Source organism: Rossellomorea sp. H136, assembly GCF_056838065.1.
Genome location: NZ_CM166371.1, coordinates 4,570,166 through 4,591,924, shown reverse-complemented (window position 1 = coordinate 4,591,924; position 21,759 = coordinate 4,570,166). Strand labels below are relative to the sequence as shown.

The window sequence follows — 21,759 nt, the reverse complement described above, 5'->3', positions numbered from 1 at the left end:
TAGAATCGCAGGTGAAGGACAGGGAACAGATGCGTCTTGAGCTTCTGTTCCCCCTTTTACCTTACGTTAGGGGATTCAAAAATGAAAGCGTTCCTATTTTTCAAACGAATAAGCAAGAGAATGTTTTATAGGGTGTTTTTAACTTATTCCCTCATCATTTTCCTTACAATGTCCACCTTATTTGTTTTTCTATCAGAATATTATTCTGACTTTATCGTTCAACGTGAAATTGATAGACAAGAAGCGGTTATCGATGAAATCAAATCTGAAATACATGCCAAGCATCAATTCGTTAGTCAAGGTATTCGTCAGCTTTACCAAGAAGAACGGTTAATTGAAGATTTGGCTTTTGCTTTACAACATGACTACCAAGAATATATTGGGTATCGTTTAGATAAATTCTCGAGCAGTGATTCCTTTGTTCCTTATAATTTCGATATTTATGTAAAGAACTATTTCTCTAGAGATTCTGAGTCCATCGCATTGCTGGTTCGAAATGAAAGTTTAGGAACAGAATATGTGTATCTGTTCGATCATGGTAGGTGGAATCAAAATAATCAATCTAAAGAAGACACTGGCTTTATGGTAGAAAACCACCCCCTTCCGAAGGATATGTATAACGTGCCTAAGGATATGTATGTCGTGGAAGAACAAATAAACGATCCCGTTTCTATGGATCGATTGGGAAAAGTAATGGTCTATTTCAGTTATGAAAATTTAGATAGGTTATTATCATTGAAAGATACCCCCTCTAAGGGATCCTTTTTTATCACAGATAGGAACAAACAACTCTATTATTCTAATGGGAATGCTCCTGAAAGACTTCTTAAGGACTTATCTTATAGTGCGGTTCAAAAGAAAGTAAATTTGGATGAGCGCTATTATATTCAATCCTCCATCGAGCCCACGAGTCAGCTCATGATCACTGCCGTAATTTCAGAGAAGGAAATGGCTCAGCTCCTTACGTATAAATTAACGATTTTGTCTATTATTGTATTGTTAACGGTTTTGTCTATTGCCCTTCCTTACATAGCGTTACGAGGATACTCTAAACGAGTTGATGAAATTCTTAATAAGATGAAGGAAGTACAAGAAGGAAACTTATCGGCACGAATTATAACAGCCAATGTAGATGATGATCTTACAGATATCTCCCATACTATTAATAAAACATTGGATGATTTAAATGATTACATAGATAGAGTCTACCTATCCAAGCTGAAACAAAGAGAAGCTGAATTGGCGAATCTTCAAGCACAGATTAATCCTCATTTCTTATACAACACACTGGAAGCCATACGAATGAAATCATTAGCCGAGGGTGGACGAACATCTGCCAAAATGATTGTCCAATTAGCTCAGTTATTTCGCTATTCGTTGAAAACAGTAGACTTGGTCACGGTAGAGAACGAAATCAACCATGCACAACAATATATTGAATTATTTAAAATACGATTTCAAAACCAGTTAATCGACAACTTTAATGTAGAAGAAAAAATCAGGGACTACTATATGCCTTCATTTATATTACAGCCCTTGATTGAAAACTTCTTATTGCATGGCTTCAGGAGAGATAGCGAAACCAACCAATTAACGGTCACCATTTATGAGCAGAACGATAGACTTATCCTAGAAATTGAAGACAATGGAAATGGCATTGAATATAAAAAGTTGGAAGACATCAAATCAAGATTGAAACAGGAAGAAGGAACTTCCGATTCAATCGGCTTGGGAAATGTTCACAGGCGTATTCAATTAAAGTATGGTTCCGATTATGGTGTGGAGATACGGAGTGTACCTAATGTCAAAACTTCCGTCACGGTTAAATTACCACTAATAAGTGAGGTGTAGTAAGTGATAAGAGTTATGCTGGTAGACGATGAACCCCTTATTCTAGAAGGGTTGAAGTATATACTTGATTGGGAAGACATTGGATTTACCATTGTGGCTACGGCGAAGAATGGCATGGAGGCATTAGAACTGTCCAGGGAAATTGAGTTTGATGTATTAATCACTGATATTAAAATGCCTGAACTAACCGGCCTTGAGTTGATAGAGAGGATAAGCAAGGAAAAAGAATCGATTAAGTCCATTATTCTTTCAGGTTTTCAAGAGTTTGACTTGGTGAAAAAAGGCCTGAAACTTGGTATTGAAAATTATTTATTAAAGCCCATTAATGAAGATGAGCTCTTGTCTACCATACTCCACTTGAAAGAAAAAATAGATCGGATAACACTAGAAGAAGAGTCTATTCTTATTCTCCGCGATCACTCCATTTGGAGATGGCTGATGAGAAAAATGACGGAGAATGATTTTAAAGAAAGAATCTCGTTTTACCCAATGGTCAATATTCAAACACCTCTTCGTCTAGGTTTGTTAAAAACAGAATTGGAAGAAGCGATACACCTGCAGAAAACGATCGAGGAAGAAACTAGTACATTGGCGATCACTACACCTTCGGGGGATATTCTCCTCATTTGGTCTGATGAGTCTTTTGAAGAGGAGAAAGCGGAAGTCTCCTCGATTGTTGAGCATGAATGCAACGGGAGAGAACACGTTGTTGTCATGAGTAGAAGGGTAGATTTCATCAAAGATGCCGAGAAGGTATACCGGGAGTTAGAAATGGCGTGTGAATTAAAGATGCTGCTACCGGATCAAGATCATCGTATAGCAGAGGAAATGCACTTGAAATCGTCAACATCCGAAAAGCAGACGATTAACTACCTGAAACCAGATATTCTGGAGCACTTAGCCAATCAGGAATATGATACTGTACGCAATTATTTAAGTGGAATCTTCACTCAGCTAGAACAGGATAAAGACGTATTCGTTATAAAAAGCATCATGCTTGAATACTTCTTTCAGATGAAAAACAAGTTTCTGATTTCCTTGGAGTATTCTCAATACGTTCAATTAATCCATCAAATTCTGTACCTTCAAGGTAATGAAGACGCCCTTGCCATCATGGATCAATGCATAAGGTACATAGAACATGATGAGAGTGGAGAAGAGAAGAAGAGTCCGATCATTCAAACGGTTCTTACCTATATCCATCAGAACTACTCAGAAGACATGTCCTTGAAAACTCTCGGCCATCGTTTTCACATCAATCCTATCTATTTAGGACAATTATTTCAAAAGGAAGTCAAAGACTCCTTCACCAAATATCTGAACCACCTGAGAATTGACCGGGCTAAGAAACTCTTAATGAATTCACATGAAAAAGCGGGGCATATCGGCAAAAAAGTAGGTTATACGGATGCTACTTATTTCTATAAGCAATTTAAAAAATACGAACATGCAACCCCATCTGAGTGGAGAAAACAACACTCACAAGCATGAGAAAAAGTCTCTTCGTTTAAGAGGCTTTTTTTTGATAGTTTCCTAAAAATAGAGTCAATTCCAATGATTGTATTTATTTTGACCAGTAAATCTAAGGTATCTCAACTTTTTATCATGTAAGGGTTTTCATATAATTGAATTATAGAGATTAGAAGGGAGGAGAAACATGAGCAGAGTCAATCGATTTGTTAAAAATGTGTACGATAACCGAATATGGCTATTAATGATTTTACCAGGGTTTATATGGCTCATCGTCATGAAATATATTCCCATGTTTGGGCAGATCATTGCATTTAAGAACTTTCGGTTTCATCCGGATGGCTTTTTCGCCAGCGTATTTCACAGTGAATGGGTGGGATTTGAAAATTTCAGGTTCTTGTTCAGTACAAATGATGCGTTTGTCATAACGAGAAATACCCTACTCTATAACATCCTCTTTATCATAGTCGGATTGATATTATCCGTAGCCGTAGCCATTATATTAAGTGAAATAACGAAGCAGAAATTAGCCAAAATCTATCAGACTGGAATGTTGTTTCCTCATTTCTTATCGTGGGTGGTAGTTAGTTACTTTGTATTCGCCTTTCTTAGTGTAGACAAGGGATTATTTAATAGTGTGCTGGGCTTCTTTAATATAGAGCCCGTTTCGTGGTATAACGAACCAAAATATTGGCCTTATTTCATCACAGTTATTAGCCAGTGGAAAGGTGTAGGGTTTAGCAGTATTGTGTATCTTGCTGCCATTGTCGGTATTGATAGGACGCATTATGAAGCGGCAATGATTGATGGAGCAAATAAGTGGCAGCAGATTCGTCACGTTACCATTCCTATGATCATGCCACTCATTGTGATATTAACGATACTGAATATTGGCAGCATCTTCAGCGCCGATTTCGGATTGTTCTATCAAATCCCTCGTGACTCGGGACCTCTTTACTCTGTAACGAATGTTATCGATACCTATGTTTACCGAGGATTGATGACAATGGGGGATATAGGAATGAGTACAGCAGCTGGTTTATACCAAGCAACCGTTGGATTTATATTAATTCTAATAACTAACTATGTTGTGAGAAAGATTGATGAAGATAATGCCTTGTTCTAAGAAAATACCTTAGAGAGAAAGGAGAGTACTAGATGGAAACATCCACTAATGTCACGACGAGTTACCAGAAGGAAGCAGATAAGAAACAATCGAAGAAAAAAACGTATAACCCTTATGGATTCTCAGGTAAGACGAGCATCTTTATGCATCTATTGCTTGGTACCTTTGCCTTTCTATGTATATTTCCATTTTTATATGTGATTATCATTTCGCTTAGTAATGAACAATCATTAGCGGAAAATGGTTATCAACTTATTCCGGAACAGTGGAGTTTGGAAGCATATAAGTATTTATGGGAAATGAAAGCACAAGTGGTGAGAGCTTATGGAGTAACCATTTTGGTTACAGTATTAGGTACTTTCATCAGTGTGACGGTCATTGCATTGTATGCCTATGCTATATCAAGAAAGCAGTTTATATTCAGAAAGCAATTTACCTTTATCGCTTTTTTCACGATGCTATTTAGCGGAGGAATGGTTCCATTCTACATCGTGATGACACAATTTCTGGATTTGAAGAATTCGATGTGGGCTTTAATTCTTCCAATGGCAGTTAATGCTTTCTATATCATTATCATGAGAACATTTTTCCTAAGATCCGTACCTGAGGCAATACTTGAGTCCGCCCGCATCGACGGAGCTGGAGAGTGGAGAATATTTCTAACCATTGTTCTGCCGTTATCTGTTCCAGGTATAGCAACCATTGCACTATTCAATACCCTTGCATATTGGAACGATTGGTTTAACGCTCTCCTTTTCATTGACGATCCGAACTTGATACCATTGCAATCGCTATTAATGCGGATTGAAAACAATATGGACTTTATTAAACAGAATGCCATGCTATCGAACCAAAACAGTTCAATCTTAGAATCAATTCCGCAAGATTCAGCTAGAATGGCGATGGTGGTTATTGCCACTCTTCCGATTGCTTTATCGTATCCTTTCTTTCAAAAGTACTTTATAAAAGGGCTGACTATTGGAGGAGTAAAAGATTGATCGTATTCATTGAAGGAAAGCAAATCCTTTTTTGATAGAACCAAATCAATTAAACGAACTGGGGGATGGAAATGAAAAAAGTAGGGGTACTTTCACTTGTATTGGTGCTGCTTATGGGGATATTGGCAGCATGTAGCGGGAAAAGTTCAAGCGGGGAAACATCAGGTGACTCCACGAAGGATCATGTTACTCTGACCTGGTATTTAATCGGAACACCTCAAAAAGATGTTGACGATGTCATGAAAGAGGTAAACAAGTACACGAAGGAAAAGATCAACACCTCTATCGACCTTAAACTTCTGGATTGGGGAGAGTATAATGATCGGATGCAGGTTATCACAACTTCTGGAGAAGAGTATGATATTGCCTTCACAAGCTCATGGGCCAACAATTACGCATTAAATGCAAGAAGGGGAGCATTTGTTGGATTGAGTGACTTAATGGATGAATACGGGAAAGACATGAAGAAGCTAATTGACCCGGCATTCCTTGAAGGCGCTAAGATTGATGGGGAACTTTATGCAGTACCAACGAATAAAGAAGTAGGTCAGCAAGCCGTCCTTTCCTTTAATAATGAACTGGTAAAAAAACATGGACTGGATATTTCAAAAGTGAACTCAATTGAAGATTTAGAGCCGTTGCTGGCTGTTATTAAAGAAAAAGAAAAGAATGTAACACCTATTGCTACATTTGATGCGTATCTTCCGTTCGACTCCATCCTTCAAGAGGAGTTACCATTTGCCTTCCGTTTAGATGGAAACACGGATGAGGTTGTGAACAAATACGAAGAAGATGTTACGATGGAAACGTTAAAAACGATGCATGAATACTATAAAAAAGGCTATATCCAAAAAGATGCAGCAACAAGCACAGACTCATGGCCCCTGGAAACGGCTAACTGGTTCGTCCGTAAAGAGATTTATCAACCATACGCAGAAGACATCTGGTCCAGATCAGCAGGATATGAAATCGTGACTAGAGAACTTCATGAACCGTATATCTTCAATAACTCAGTGACTGGTTCCATGCAAGCCATTTCAGCTACCTCAAAACATCCTGAAAGAGCCATGATGTTCTTGAATCTATTAAACTCCGACGAATATTTAAGAAACTTGCTTGATAAAGGGATCGAAGGAGTTCACTATGAAGAAAACGAAGATGGAACGATTAAAGACTTACCTGCTCGTGTTGAAAACTATAACATGCCGAGCTTTGCAATCGGGAATCAGCTGATCCTAAAGCTTTACGAAGATGATCCGGCAGACAAATGGGAGGCATTTGAAAGATTCAATGAAAGCGCAAAATCGTCTCCGGCACTTGGTTTCTATTTTGACTCTAATCCGGTTAGAACAGAAATTGCCGCAATCTCGAATGTTACAAGTGAATTCTCTCCTGCATTATTAAAAGGTGCTGTAGATCCTGAAGAATACTTACCGGCTTTCAATAAAAAGCTAAACGAAGCCGGCATGCAGAAAGTATTGGATGAAATTCAAAAGCAATATGACGAGTGGAAGAAGGAACAATAGGAGCGCGGGGGGACACCTCTCCTTTATATCATTACACGATTAGCAACAATGGATAATAATTTGAAGGGAAGGGTTCAGACAAGTTGGAACCCTTCTTTCAATTGGAGGGAGATTCATGTTATATGGTGCAATAGAAGCCGGTGGAACGAAATTTGTTTGTGCCATCGGAAATGAGAAGGGGGAAATCATAAGTAAGACGGTCTTTCCTACTCAAGATCCTGAGACAACATTAGGGAACGTCTACTCATACTTTTCCAATTACGCTTTAACTTCGATTGGAGTAGGCTGTTTTGGGCCGATAGAATTAAATGAGAATAGAAACAATTTTGGACAACTATTAAATACTCCTAAACAACTTTGGAAGAATTTCAATATCTATCAAGCCCTCTCAAGTCACTTTTCTGTTCCTGTTTATGTTGATACAGATGTGAATGTAGCGGCATTGGGGGAATTTCATTCAGGAGCTGCACAGGAGTCCGACAGTTGTTTATATATAACCGTCGGAACGGGGATTGGGGCGGGATGTGTTCAAAATGGTAAAGTGTCAAAGGGGCTCTTCAATACCGAAATGGGCCATATTTATGTACCCAGGCACTCAGAAGATTCTTTTGAAGGCAGCTGTCACTATCATCGGGATTGTTTAGAAGGCCTTGCTTCTGGTACGGCTATACATACCCGATACGGAAAGAAAGGGGACGAGCTGGAAGAGATGCAAGCAGTTTGGGAACTTGAGGCCTACTATCTTGCCCAAGCCATCGTAAACTACATTCTGATCCTCGCTCCAGAAAAAATCATTTTGGGTGGCGGAGTCATGAAGCAAACCATTTTATACCCACTCATTCGAGGGGAAGTAGCAAAACTTCTTAATCAATATGTCAATATTGACGACTTTGAACAGTATATTGTGCCTCCTGAATTGAATGACAATCAGGGAGTGATGGGATCGCTGTTTTTAGCCAGGGAAGGTGTACTAAAAACATGTAAATAAAATAGGGGAAGTTGCTGAAAAGACCTTAACGAATGATTGATGTTGTTGAGGTCTTTTACGTTTTATAAGCTTTTCCACGACATTAGGAATAATTGAGGTTATTGAAGCTTTCATGTTTATTATGTATTCGAGTGCTTTTTTGAATACGTATCCTTCCTTTGTATGGATTTAAACAAACGTTTGATTAATCATAGGAAACCCCTAGGCAATAGGAAGAATCCAACTAAACAATTGTTTAATGATTATTTCATCACCTTCTTCAAATAAAACTCAAAAATCAAATCAATCAAGATCACCATCGTAGACCGAGGCGTCAAATCATACCCCGCAAACTGTACTTTTTGTACATCGGCGCTGATGGCGTTCCGGGTGAGTTTGGCCAGTGTGCTGTCTGCTGAATTGGTGATCGCCAGGGAGTCGGCATTCTTATAACGGATCTTCTCAGCTGCCCCGACAATGGTCTTTGTCTCTCCACTGGATGAGATGAAGACGATGAGATCATCCTGCTGCACCATATTTGGGAGCAGATCGATGATATGTGATTCATACACATATGACGTTGGCTTGTTAACCTGCATAAACAGTTTGCTGAAGTATTCTCCCGCCATCTTCGTTAACCCCACGGCTACAATCATCACCCGATTCGCTTGTAAAAGCTGTTGGCTGATTTTTTCTAATTCTTCCACTCGTAAAGACTCAAGTGTTCGATTTGTATCCTGGCGATAACGCTCGAGCATGTTTTCTGCCGGCCCTACGTTTTCATCGATGCTCTTTAGGTTAAACTTGAATTCAGAGAAGCCCCCGAGCCCAAGCTTATGACACATACGAATAATCGTAGTGGTACTGACGCTATTGCTTTCGGCCATGGCGGTCAGCGATTGATTCTTCGCTGTCTCCAAATTCTCCTCCACATAATAAAGGACATGTTTTTCTGCGTATGTAAGCTCTCCGATATGAGAAGAAAATCGATCCAATACTTTCCCCATAGAATACTCCTTTGTAAACCGTTTCATTGTTTATCATTCATTATATCACTGATTGCTATACTCTTTTACCTACTTCACTCATGATAAGGTTTTCATTCTGTACAATTGTACGCTGGATGTACAAAAGACCTTGTGATTTCTGTGTTATAACTACATTGTAAGGGATTTCAGACACATACTCAGAACGTTGTTTAAATAAGGATTCTGTACAACCGTATCTAAGAAAGTTGATTGGAACGGAAGGACGGTCGACTCCTGCGGGAATAGCGGGACAGGTGAGACCCCACAGGCGCTTCCGCCGAGGAGGCTCACCGCCCGCCACGCGGAAAGCGAGCGTCCTGGAGTGGAAATCAACTACTTCGTTCCCTGTGAAACTAGCAACAGTGTTTACGAAGAATAACCATCATTTATAGAGAGGTGAAACTCATGGAATTAAGAAACATGACAGATGAACAGTTGGTCATATTTGATATTGAATCAAACTCAAAACAAGAGATTCTTGAAACGCTTGTGGATGCGCTATATAAACAGGATGTTTTAACGTCTAAGGAAGATTTTTTACAAGCCGTACTTGAGAGGGAACAGATATCTCCTACAGGATTAGAGGCAGGGCTTGCGATCCCCCATGGGAAAAGCTCAGCTGTAAAGACAGCGAAATTTGCCGTCGCCAGACTTCGAAACGGCATCGATACATGGGAAAGCATTGATCCGACGAACAAAGTCCAGCTCGTGTTCCTGCTTGCCATTCCGGATGCAGAAGCCGGTTCAACCCATTTAAGTGTCCTTTCTGAACTGAGTACAAGACTTATGGACAGAGGTTATATCGATAACTTGATGAGCGCTTCTTCACCTTCAGAGTTTCTAACATTACTGGACCAAAAGGAAGAAGCAGTCGAGGCTCCTCAAGAATATACCAAAACGGTACTGGCCATCACTGCCTGTGCAGCGGGTATCGCCCACACGTATATGTCTGCAGAGGCATTGGAAAAAGCAGGACGTGAAATGGGTGTCCGCGTTCTAACGGAGAAACAGGGTGCGAATGGGATTGAAGATGAGCACCGGGGGGGGATTTTGAAAGAGGCGGATGCCGTTGTCTTCGCTACCGATATTGCTCCTAAGAATAAGGAACGTTTCGCTGGGAAGCCTTACGTTCAAACACGTGTAGCGGAACCATTGAAGCATGCCAAGGAAATCATTAATCGCGCGTTGACGAATCCCGATGGAACCGTTTCGGGGGACAGTAGTGAAGAAGAGATTTCTACTGGAGGTAATAAGCAAGGTCTTCTGTCTGAAATCACTCAGGCGGTCATGACCGGGATTTCTTATATGATTCCTGTCCTTGTCGCAGCAGGTCTGATGATGGGGATTGCGAAACTCTCTGCCATGCCGCTGGGACTCGTAGATCAAATTCATGATATTAAGTATGCGACTCACTCAAATGAACTGTTGGTGATCCTTCATCATCTCGATAAATTTGGCGGTATGATCTTTAAGTTTATGTATCCGATTTTCGGGGCTTTCGTGGCTTATTCAATAGCCGACAGGGTTGGACTTGTTTCAGGGTTTATTGGAGGGGTGTTTGCAGCAGGACTTCACTACACGTTCTGGGGAATCGAAGGTGGCATTCCATCAGGCTTCCTAGGGGCACTAATCCTTGGATTAACGGCCGGATATGTCTCTAAATTCTTAAATGAAAAAATTAAGTTAAATAAAAATTTAATCGCAATGAAACCGATGTTAATCATCCCTGCGATTTCCGTATTAACGATTTTCTTCCTGAATTTCTACATTGTTGATCCCGTTTTCGGCGGATTAAATGCGCTTCTAAGTGAGTGGATCACAGCAGCTCAAGGGGCAGGGAATGTAGTGCTCGCAAGTATCATCGCAGCTGCCACTGCCTTTGACTTAGGTGGACCGATCAACAAAGCAGCCGGAGCGATTGCCATTGGACTTGCTGCTGATCAAATTTATCCGTTAACAGCCCGGGTTTTAGCCATCGTTATCCCGCCGATCGGTTTGGGACTGGCGACGGTTATCGATAAGTATGTAGTTGGTCGCCGTGTGTTCGATGCGAACCTGCGAGTGGCAGGGAATACGTCATTATTACTTGGATTTATCGCCATCAGTGAGGGAGCGATTCCATTTATGCTTCGTAACCCGCTGATCACGATACCGATCAACATCATTGGAGCTATTTTAGGATCTGTAACAGCTGTAGTCCTTGGGGCAGTTCAGTGGTATCCACTCCCTGCTATCTGGGGCTGGCCGCTCGTTGAAAATGTTTGGGCTTACCTGATCGGACTAGCTGTCGGGGCGTTATTCATCGCCTTCGCAAATATTTTCATCCGCTTTGCACTTTTGAAAAAGAACGAAAAATAATCTAAAAAAGGGGGCTGGGTCTTTATGGACCCGGAACCCTTTACCTATTATTTGGAGGGAACATCCATGAAAAAGCGCGTTTATGTCGTACCTCATTCCCACTGGGATCGTGAGTGGTATTTTACAATAGAAGATTCAAATGTATTACTTGCAGAAAACCTGGATCATCTCTTAGATGTCCTTGAAACAGATCAAGACTATACGGGTTATGTATTCGATGCTCAGGCAAGTATCGTAGAGGAGTATTTGAAGGTCCGTCCTGAAAACAGGGACCGATTGAAGCAGCTTGTGGAAGAGAAGCAGCTATTTATCGGACCTTGGTATACGCAGACCGATTCCCTTCTCGTGCATAAAGAGTCCATCATACGTAATCTGTTATACGGAACGAAGATTTCCAAGAGCTTCGGTCACAGTATGAATTGTGGTTACCTTCCTGATATTTTCGGGCAGAATCAGTATCTGCCTTCGATTTTCAAAGGATTCGGTATCGACAACAGCGTCCTTCAGCGCGGAATCTACACCGACCAATTGAAAGGTGATTTGAATTTCAAGTGGAAATCCCCAGACGGTGAAACGGTGCATGCCAACAATATTTATTTCGGATATGGACCGGGGAAATTCCTTGAAGCTTCAGAGGAATATAAAGAGGATAGACTGTTTCCGATTCTGGAGAAACTGGCTGATATGAATCAGAATAGTGACCATCTCCTTCTCCCGGCAGGCGGGGACCAGGTGCTTGTGCGTGAGCATTTCCCTGAAACCATTAAGCGGCTGAATGAAAGCTCAGAGGACTATGAGTTTGTCCTTTCCGACTATGAGACCTTCATGAAGGACGCCTGGGAGAACGAGGCGGATTTTTCGAATGTGATTGAAGGCGAACTGACGGCTACGCAGAAATCCCGCATTCATAACACGATTCGTTCCCAGCGCTATGATATTAAAAAAGCAAACTATGAAATTGAACATAAGATTTTGAATGTACTGGAGCCACTGGCCGTCATTGGTCAATCTTTGGGCCTTCGTTATCCCCAGGCATGGTTAGACGGAATGTGGAAGGAACTCTTTGATGTCCATGCCCACGACAGTATCGGCGGGTGTAACTCCGATGATACCAATCGTGATATCGTTCAACGACTGGAAAAGGTGAACCGGATTGCAGAAGGACTCCTGAATATCTTGAAGAAACAAATGACTGAAGCGATCAGCAACAAACTTGGCAAGGACTCCATTTATGTATTCTTTAACACGAATGCGTCTGTATTTTCCGGGACTGTGGAGGCTGTCCTGTTTACAAAATCTGATCAATTCAACGTGAAGGATCAAAGCGGAGAGCCTGTTGATATGGAAGCCATCGACCAGGAATATATAAGCGGCGGTAAAAGAATCGTTGTGACAGCGGAAGGCGAGAAGCAGGTAGAAGTGCCGGGTTATTATCGTACCGTCGTGTTGGCAGAATTGAAAGATGTTGCGGGAATCGGGTACAAGACATATATCGTTGAAGAACTCAGCGAAGGAATGAAAAAGCTTGAAGAGAGCGGAAGTCAGGCGATTGAAAATGAACACGTAAAAGTGGAATTCGTGGATGGTAATCTGACCCTGACTGAGAAAGGTATGGGCAAAGTAATTTCCAATCTGCTTCGATTTGAAAACGTTGGTGATGCAGGAGATTCCTATGACTTCTCTCCTTTAGAAGGTGATCAACCTCTATGGTTGGAAAATGGAGAGCTGCTTTCTGTAGAAGCAGGTGGACTATCACAGAAAATCATAGTGAAGCATGAGGCCCTTGTACCAGGAAACCTGGAGGACCGCCAGTCGGAAATCAACAGTGAAGCGTTGGTGATCATCTCGACTCTTGAGCTTCGAAAAAATGAAAAGTTCGTTCGGGTTCAACATACGATCGAGAATTCTGTTGAGGATCATCGTGTACGCGTTCGATTGAACACAGGGACGAACAAACCTCAGACTTCCTTTGCCGATCAGGGGTTCGGGCTGATTGAGCGGAATGTGAACAATCCGTATATGAAGGATTGGAAAGAAAAAGGGTTTGCAGAAGCACCTGTCCCTATTTATTCACTTGAAAACTTTGCAGGGGTATCGACCGAATCTCATACCTTTGCAGCCGTTACAAGAGGGATCAAGGAATATGAAGTGCTTGAAGATTCAGGTGAACTCGCTCTTACTTTATTTAGAAGCGTTGGTCTGTTAGGGAAAGATGATCTGTTGTGGCGTCCGGGAAGAGCATCGGGCATTAACAATAAAGTCGTTTATACCCCTGACGCGCAGATGAAGCAGAAGATGGTGTTTGAATACGGCATTTATGTCGGGGATGCAGAGCCGGTGGCGATGTTTGACCTAACGAATCAATATGTTGATCGACATGCTTCTTATCAGAAACAAAGCTTAAATACTTTTGAAGAACGCCTGGAGCGTTTTGAAATTCCTTATCCGGTTAAGGAGATGGCGGAAGCTGTTTCACTATTTGAAATGGACAACTCTTCCATTGTCATGAGCAGCTGCAAACGCGCTTATGATGACAAGTCGATAGTCATTCGCTTGTTCAATCCGACTGAAATCGTTCAAACCGTGAAATTAAATCATGAATTCAGTAAGGTTTCCATCACGAATCTTGCGGAGGAATACCAGGAAAGTGCGGGCACGGAGATGAGAGTCAATCCGAAGAGCCACCTCACATTAAAACTATCATAAGAAGGTGAAGTCATGACAAAGCAAGAATTAGTAAGAAATGTGGAAGAAAGATTAAGAACGATCTATGGGGAAGATTTCAAAGAGGAGTTCCTGACTTCTTTTACAGGGCTAGTGGATAAATGGAGTCGTCATTCCTGGGAAAGCGCAGCACCTGTGTCTGAAGAAAACGTTTATCTGATCACCTATGGTGACAGCATTTACGAAGAGGGCAAGCCCACACTTGCTTCTCTCCGTACCTTCTTAAATGAAAAGGTGAAGGGTTCGATTACGGACGTTCACTTGCTGCCGATGTTTCCTTATACATCCGATGATGGTTTCTCCGTCGTGGACTACCGTCAAGTGGACCCGAAACTCGGGGATTGGACGAACATTGAAGAACTGGCTCAGGATTATCGCTTGATGTTTGATTTTGTTGCCAATCATATTTCGAAATCCAGTGCGTGGTTTCAAGGTTATATCAATGGTGAAGAGAGATACAAGGAATACTTTGTTCCAAAGGATCCCTCTTTTGATGCAAGTGAAGTGGTTCGTCCCCGCACATCGCCTTTGTATCATGAATACGAAGGACAGGACGGCGTGAAAACGGCCTGGACGACGTTTAGTGAAGATCAGGTCGATTTGAATTTCCGCCACTTCCCGGTATTGGAGGAAACGACGGATATTTTACTTGAGTATGCAAGTAAGGGCGGGACAAGTATCCGATTGGATGCCATCGGTTTCATTTGGAAGGAATCAGGTACAACCTCCATCCATTTGTCCCAGGCACATGAAATCATCAAGCTGTGGAGAGAAGTCATGGACTTCTTTAAGCCAAATACACAAATCATTACGGAAACGAATGTCCCACATCAAGAAAATATCAGCTATTTCGGGGATGGAACCGATGAAGCCAATATGGTTTATCAATTCTCCCTGCCTCCGTTGGTGCTGTTCTCATTGACGACTCACAATGGTGAAAAGCTGACGGAATGGGCGAAAACGATTGATACCGTATCGGATACTGCGACTTATTTCAACTTCCTTGCCAGTCATGACGGAATCGGGATGCGTCCGACTGAGGGAATTCTGACTAATGAGGAGAGGCAACTGCTCGTGGACAAAGTGACCGTGAACGGCGGGCGTGTTTCATACAAAGCCAATAGTGACGGAAGCCAGTCTGTATATGAGTTGAACATCAACTATTCAGCAGCATTGGTCAACCGAGGCGAGGATACGACAGAAGAGCTGGAAGTAAAGAAGATGCTTGCCGCACATTCGATCCTGTTATCGTTTGTGGGAGTTCCGGCCATTTATTATCATTCCTTACTGGGTTCTCACAATGATGAATACGGGGTTGAAACGTCAGGCATCAACCGCAGGATCAATCGCGAGAAGCTGGAGCTTTCAAGCATCCTTGAGGAGTTAGAGACAAACTCCCGTCGTAAAGGGATCTTTGAAGGCTTACAGGAAATGATTTCGATCCGTCAGAAGGAATCGGCTTTTTCTCCGTACGCAGGGCAGGAAGTGCTGGAACTGGGGGCCAATCTATTCGGACTGAAGCGTTTTAATCAGGAAACAGGAGAGAGCATCATATTTATAGTCAATCTGGATGCTGCTCCCGTAGATGTAACACTTCCTCACCCAGGCTTCGATTTACAGAGCGGGAAAGAAGTAAGTGGAGAAGTTGAATTAAATCCGTATGAATTCATGTGGGTAAAACAATAGATCAATATAGGTGCCAGTCGCTTTTACAGGCTTCTGGCACCTTTTCATAGGAGCGTGTGTGATATGAATTTTTTAATAGCTTCTGATTCCTATAAGGATTCATTATCAGCTTTTGAAGTGGGAGAAGCGGCTCGTAAGGGGATCCTTTCTGTTATGCCATCAGCTCATGTTGAGAACTCTCCCATGGCAGATGGTGGAGAGGGAACCCTGGATGCCCTGCTCTCATGTCTGGATGGAGAAGAGAAGGAAGTCCCGGTCAATGATCCCTTAATGAACCCTGTCCTTGCACGTTATGTTGTTCTTAATGGTGACACTGCGTTTATTGAAAGTGCCCGCAGCAGCGGACTTCCCCTTGTACCATTTGAGAAACGGGATCCGATGAAGGCGAATACCTATGGTTTGGGTGAACAGATAAAGGATGCCGTCATGAACGGATATCGCAACATTGTCATTTCCCTTGGGGGCAGTGCTACGAACGACGGGGGAGTCGGGATGTTGCAGGCTTTGGGATGGACATTTTATGATGAGGACGGAGTAGAGCTTGGGGTAGAAGGGAATCCATTGCTTAGGGCAGCTTCCTTTTCTGATCATGAGCGGTTACCCGAACTGGAGAAATGCTCGTTCACGGTTGCGAGCGATGTCACGAATCCTTTTTACGGAAAAATGGGTGCTGCCCATATTTTTGGCAGACAGAAGGGCGCAACTACTGAGGGGATAGGAGAACTTGACGCCGGTTTGGTGAGGCTCTCTTCCCTATTTAGTGAAGTGTATGGGATCGACGTCCAGGATGTCCCTGGATCGGGAGCTGCCGGAGGGCTTGGTGGAAGTATTATGGCGGCTTTGAACGGGGTTCTTCAATCGGGGGTGGATACGATTATGGAGCTTACGAGATTAGAAGAGAAAGTGATGCAGGCTGATATTGTTTTTACCGGTGAAGGGAGTCTGGATCAGCAATCACTGATGGGGAAAGTGCCGGTTGGGGTTGCGAGGCTTGCGAAGAAGCACGGTAAGAAAGTGATCGGGATCGCGGGTCGGATTGATACGGATTTGGCAGAGGTGAATCAGTATCTTGATGCTGTATTTTCGATTCAGACGGAGTGCCGGTCGCTGAAGGAAGCGTTAAAGAGTGAGGTGACGAGTGAGCAGATCCGGGTGACGGTTGAGCAGGTAGTGCGATTGTTAAGATGATGGAAGGGCGAGGGAACTAGAACCTCGCCTTATTTTTATGTTTGGAACAACAATCCCAGTACCGAGTTTACATTTCCATAAGCAAAAAGTATCATAAGGTAGATAATTGTCTCAAACATAAAGAAGGTGAAAATATGAATGAGAGACAAAACGAAATCCTGCGTATGCTTATAGGTGAATCCAATCATTATATATTAGTAAGGAATATTACCGACCAAGTACAGTGCTCTGAAAAGACGGTACGGAACGATTTGAAATCGATCCAACATTTTTTAGAAGGTATTTCTTCTGCTGAACTAATTCGAAAACCTGGACTGGGTGTCTGTTTGGAAGTGAACGAAGAGGATGAAAAAAAGCTGTTCGGTCTCCTCCATTCCACTGATGCGTCATTGAGTGACCATGATGACGAAAGAAGGGTTATTCAAATAGCCTATCATCTACTAATGGATACTACTCCGGTCACATCTCAGGACTTTATGAGCCGGTTTTACGTGAGTAAGGCCATTATAAAAAGAGATATAGAAAAAATTGAAACATGGTTAAAGCGTTTTGATATTAAGTTAGGTACAAAGCAAAAGGTAGGCTTAACATTAGAAGGCACAGAAAAGAATAAGCGCTCAGCCTTGTCCCGTTTATCGGAAATGGTCAATCATCCAGCGCTTATTCATGATTTCATGAAGGATCAATTTTCTACTACAGAATTCAGTGTTGTAAATACGGAGCTGAAAGAAGTGCAGCGGAAATATGCTCTGCGTTTTACTGACGAAAGCTTTGAACGGATTGTCCTTCATACTCTTCTTATGATCAAGAGGACCAAACTGGGACAAATCATTTCTATATCAGAGGAAGAACGTCTTTTTTTACAAAAGAAAACCGAGTATCGTTGGGCTGTTGATTTCTTAGAGAAGCTTGAACCTTTCTTCTCCATTCATTTTCCTGATAAAGAAAAGGCATACTTGACCCTTCATTTCCTTGGCGGGAAATATCGATCCCAGAAGGACACCCTAAACCAAAGCTTTCAAGATGACAATCCTATTCTCTTAAAGGTGATGAGTACGCTAGTGGATCGGGTATCCCGATCTACGAACATCGATTTTACTAATGACCGGGAATTATGGGAAGGATTAAACGTCCATTTGCATTCTACACTTAATCGTTTGGAACATGGACTGCCTGTCTCGAATGTCATGTTACATGAAATCAAGAAAATGTATCCTTATATGTTTGATCAAATGATGCTTTCGTTAGTGGATATTAATCAATCATTAGCTCTTGATATTCCTGAAGAAGAAGCAGCTTATTTAACCATACACTTTCAATCTTCACTTGAGAGAATCAAAAATCAACATCTAACCACATCAAAAGTTGTACTGGTTTGTCATATGGGTATCGGTATGTCTCAATTATTGCGTACGAAAATTGAACGGAAATTCTATTCTGTACACGTTTTAGGAAGTATTGCTAAGTCTGAATTACAGGATTTCCTCTGTAAGCAAGAAGTGGACTTAGTGATCAGCACCATTTCTTTGCCGGAAATCAACGTCCCTCATATCGTCGTGTCACCTCTGTTGGAAAATAGTGATGAAGAACGTCTGGAGCAGTGGCTAAAGCAGGATAAACGCTCCCTAAAACGATCACCTGAGGAATCTATCTTATTAAAATATACCAATCCATTTTTGGTGTTTATTCAACAGGAAGAAACAAACAAATATGAGGTCATAAAGAAGCTCGCTGCCTCTCTCTATTCAAAAGGCTACGTCGAAAAAGAATATATCGAAAGCACCATGATAAGGGAGAGAATGTCAGCTACCGCCATCGGGGCAGGGATAGCCATACCACATGGACACCCGGACTTGATCAAGCAATCGGCAATTGGTATTGCGACCTTAAAGGAACCTATTGAATGGGGCGTAGAAAAAGTATCATTAGTCTTTCTATTGGCAGTGAAAAATGAAGAGCAGAAAGAAGTGAAACAGCTTTTTAGCGAAATTTCCTCTTTGAGTGAAGACCCCAAGAAGATTCAAACGTTGATTGTGCAACAGGATATCATGAACTTTCTATCTGTGTTCAAGAATGAATGAAGTAAAGCGAATTGGCTTTGCTTCTTATTTTTGGCTTTTTACCGGAGCTCCGGTAAAAGAATGGTCTTTTTGTTTCGGCTTTTCATTGTATAGTGATTGTAAGCGATTACGGAAAAGGAGAATGAGAGATGAAACTACTAGCCATTACATCTTGTCCTAATGGTATTGCCCATACTTATATGGCTGCTGAAAATCTGGAAAAAGCAGCAAAACAGTTGGGGGTCCAATTGAAAGTAGAGACCCAGGGTTCCATCGGGGTAGAAAATGAGTTCACTGAAAAGGATATACAAGAAGCAGACGGTATTATCATTGCTGCTGATAAAACCGTAAACAAAGAGCGGTTCAATGGAAAGAAAGTATTAGTAGCCGGAGTGCAGGATGGCATTCGTAAACCGGAGCAGTTGCTTAAGAAAGTAATGAGTGGCGATGTACCTGTCTACCACTCTACTTCCGGAGAAAAGAAACAGGCGGAGAAGAAAGAAAACCCAATCTACCGCCACCTAATGAATGGCGTATCGTATATGATCCCATTCATTGTGATTGGTGGATTATTGATTGCCGTTGCCTTGACGATGGGTGGAGTGAAAACGCCGGGTGGTCTCGTCATACCAGAGGATTCATTCTGGAAGAGCATTGAAGCGATCGGCGGAGCATCATTCACATTCATGGTCCCGATCCTGGCAGGGTTCATCGCGTATAGTATTGCAGACAGACCTGGACTTGCACCGGGTATCGTCGGTGGGTATATTGCAGCGAATGGAAGTTTCTATGGAAGTGAAGCCGGTGCAGGGTTTATCGGTGGTATCATAGCTGGTTTCCTGGCTGGATACGTTGCCCTTTATATTAAAAAGATTAAAGTACCTAAAGCCATTCAACCAATCATGCCGATTATCATTATACCGGTGTTGGCATCCTTAATTGTCGGACTGGCATTTGTATTTATAATTGGTGCACCAGTCGCTCAAACATTTGAAGTACTAACAGGCTGGCTGGCAGGTATGCAAGGGACAAGCTCTATCTTACTTGCCCTCATACTCGGCGCCATGATCTCCTTCGATATGGGAGGACCGGTGAACAAAGTTGCCTTCCTCTTCGGTTCTGCCATGATTGCAGAAGGAAACTATGAAATTATGGGGCCGATAGCCGTAGCCATTTGTATCCCGCCAATTGGGATGGGACTGGCCACTTTCATCGGCAAAAAGAAATTCCAGGCTTCTGAAAGAGAAACAGGAAAAGCAGCATTTACAATGGGCTTATTCGGTATTACAGAAGGAGCAATTCCATTTGCGGCACAAGACCCACTCCGTGTCATCCCAAGTATCATGGTTGGTTCCATGACAGGATCCGTCATTGCGATGCTTGGTCATGTAGGAGACCGAGTGGCCCATGGTGGTCCGATTGTTGCTGTCCTTGGTGCGGTGGATAACGTATTGATGTTCTTTGTTGCTGTTATTGCTGGTGCCGTTGTCACCGCGTTAGTAATCAACCTTTTAAAGAAGGATGTTGTTACGGATGAAGAGGCGGTAGCAGAGGGTGAAATTACGAACTCAGCAGAAATTGCTGAAGAGCAACCTCAAATGGAGTCAATTGAAATCAACAAGCTAACGGATATAACCAATTTAGCGCTGATTGATGTTGACTTGAAAGGTTCTACACGTGACGATGTTATTGATGAAATGATTCAAAAATTAGATAGAGCGGGAACGATCACTTCACCCATCGATTTTAGACAGGCCATCATAGACCGGGAAGAAGAAAGTACCACGGGAATCGGTATGAATATTGCCATTCCTCATGGGAAGTCCACTGCCGTTACAAAACCAAGTGTTGTGTTTGGAATCAAGAAAGACGGTGTGGATTGGAAGAGTCTGGATGGATCGGATGCCAAGTTGATCTTCATGATTGCCGTGCCGAAAGAGAGTGAAGGAAATGAACATCTGAAAATCTTACAGCTACTTTCCCGACAGCTGATGGACGAAGACTATCGGAATCAGTTGTTGAATGCTGAAAACAAAGAGGAAGCTTATAAATTATTAGAAATGATCGAATAGGTGATAGAATGAAAGAAACTCAACTTTATTGTAAAAGTTGAGTTTCTTTTTTTACTGTTGGCTCTTTTCGCAAAGATTGTTGTTTTTAAACATAAGCTCTGACGAGGCTTTGTCAATCAGTGTGTGCTGGATGGCGAGGGGAACTGCTCCTTGCAGCTAGCGTTCGGCCAAGCCTCTTCAGCTTAGTCGAACGGGGTCTCGGCACGACCAAAATCCGCCGGAGTCTACGCAGTTTTTTCTCACCATCTTTAAGAGATTTTTCGTGACAGATCTAAAAGGTGTCAAAAAACACTCTTTAAAAAATGTTGTTTGCTAATATTTATCTTTTTAAAAAGAAACATGCTCAGAAAGTTGATTGGAGAGGAAGGTGCTCGACTCCTGCGGGAATAGCGGGAAAGTTGAGACCCCACAGGGCAAAGCCCGAGGAGGCTCAACTCACGCCCCGCGGAAAGCGAGCACCTGTAGCGGAAATCAACTACTGCTTTCTTCCTTAAGATAGCAACAATATTTGCTAAAAGAGGTGTTTTAGAGTCGGTGGGGGAAGAGGACTGTAGGAATTATTAGATACTTAAAGAAAGTTAGCTTTTAGGGCTAGAAGCTACAGGATTCTATGAAGAGTATCCATCAAAGAATTACTGTTATGAAACCGGACGGGCTAGAAAGACAACCTTCCTATACGTTGAGAATTCGATTATAGTAATTGTA

At 42.1% G+C, this 21,759-nt stretch carries 13 protein-coding genes; 12 read left to right on the top strand and 1 reads right to left on the bottom strand.

Translation table 11 applies throughout. The features are described from left to right. Positions 1-81: 81 nt before the first annotated feature. The 6 genes from ACYH0O_RS23065 to ACYH0O_RS23040 all read left to right on the top strand — a co-directional run bounded on the left by ACYH0O_RS23065 (position 82) and on the right by ACYH0O_RS23040 (position 7,959). Complete coding sequence (locus tag ACYH0O_RS23065) at positions 82-1,851, top strand: sensor histidine kinase (protein WP_482630482.1); 1,770 nt, start codon at positions 82-84, stop codon at positions 1,849-1,851. A 3-nt stretch (positions 1,852-1,854) separates the two neighbouring features. After that, a complete protein-coding gene (locus tag ACYH0O_RS23060; protein WP_482630481.1) occupies positions 1,855-3,342 on the top strand; it encodes a response regulator transcription factor in 1,488 nt (495 codons plus the stop codon). Positions 3,343-3,508: 166 nt separating this feature from the next. Beyond that, on the top strand, positions 3,509-4,447 hold the full coding sequence (locus tag ACYH0O_RS23055; protein WP_149154681.1) for an ABC transporter permease: 939 nt from the start codon (positions 3,509-3,511) through the stop codon (positions 4,445-4,447). Between the two features lie 32 nt (positions 4,448-4,479). Further along, a complete protein-coding gene (locus ACYH0O_RS23050; RefSeq protein WP_149154680.1) occupies positions 4,480-5,445 on the top strand; it encodes a carbohydrate ABC transporter permease in 966 nt (321 codons plus the stop codon). Positions 5,446-5,516: 71 nt separating this feature from the next. Then, complete coding sequence (locus ACYH0O_RS23045; RefSeq protein ID WP_482630480.1) at positions 5,517-6,971, top strand: ABC transporter substrate-binding protein; 1,455 nt, start codon at positions 5,517-5,519, stop codon at positions 6,969-6,971. Between the two features lie 115 nt (positions 6,972-7,086). Beyond that, entirely contained in the window at positions 7,087-7,959 is an 873-nt protein-coding gene (locus tag ACYH0O_RS23040; protein WP_482630479.1) for an ROK family protein, read from the top strand. Positions 7,960-8,201: 242 nt separating this feature from the next. On the opposite strand, the gene ACYH0O_RS23035 is transcribed toward ACYH0O_RS23040, so the two are convergent. Further along, a complete protein-coding gene (locus tag ACYH0O_RS23035; protein WP_482630478.1) occupies positions 8,202-8,945 on the bottom strand; it encodes a MurR/RpiR family transcriptional regulator in 744 nt (247 codons plus the stop codon). Between the two features lie 426 nt (positions 8,946-9,371). On the opposite strand from ACYH0O_RS23035, the gene ACYH0O_RS23030 reads away from it, so the two are divergent. The 6 genes from ACYH0O_RS23030 (at position 9,372) to ACYH0O_RS23005 (ending at position 21,054) form a co-directional block, all read left to right on the top strand. Continuing rightward, positions 9,372-11,324 carry a fructose-specific PTS transporter subunit EIIC gene (locus ACYH0O_RS23030; protein WP_482630477.1) on the top strand — a complete coding sequence of 651 codons (1,953 nt, stop codon included), beginning with the start codon at positions 9,372-9,374 and terminating at the stop codon, positions 11,322-11,324. 66 nt (positions 11,325-11,390) lie between these two features. Continuing rightward, positions 11,391-14,030, top strand: coding sequence for a glycoside hydrolase family 38 N-terminal domain-containing protein (locus ACYH0O_RS23025; RefSeq protein WP_482630476.1), 2,640 nt, complete (start codon positions 11,391-11,393; stop codon positions 14,028-14,030). Positions 14,031-14,042: 12 nt separating this feature from the next. Next, a complete protein-coding gene (locus ACYH0O_RS23020) occupies positions 14,043-15,734 on the top strand; it encodes a sugar phosphorylase (RefSeq protein ID WP_482630475.1) in 1,692 nt (563 codons plus the stop codon). Positions 15,735-15,797: 63 nt separating this feature from the next. After that, on the top strand, positions 15,798-16,922 hold the full coding sequence (locus ACYH0O_RS23015) for a glycerate kinase family protein (RefSeq protein WP_482630474.1): 1,125 nt from the start codon (positions 15,798-15,800) through the stop codon (positions 16,920-16,922). A gap of 134 nt (positions 16,923-17,056) precedes the next feature. Beyond that, the gene (locus tag ACYH0O_RS23010) at positions 17,057-19,003 is read left to right on the top strand and encodes a BglG family transcription antiterminator (RefSeq protein ID WP_482630473.1); all 1,947 of its coding nucleotides are present in this window, start codon (positions 17,057-17,059) and stop codon (positions 19,001-19,003) included. 128 nt (positions 19,004-19,131) lie between these two features. After that, entirely contained in the window at positions 19,132-21,054 is a 1,923-nt protein-coding gene (locus ACYH0O_RS23005; RefSeq protein ID WP_482630472.1) for a fructose-specific PTS transporter subunit EIIC, read from the top strand. Positions 21,055-21,759 lie beyond the last annotated feature (705 nt).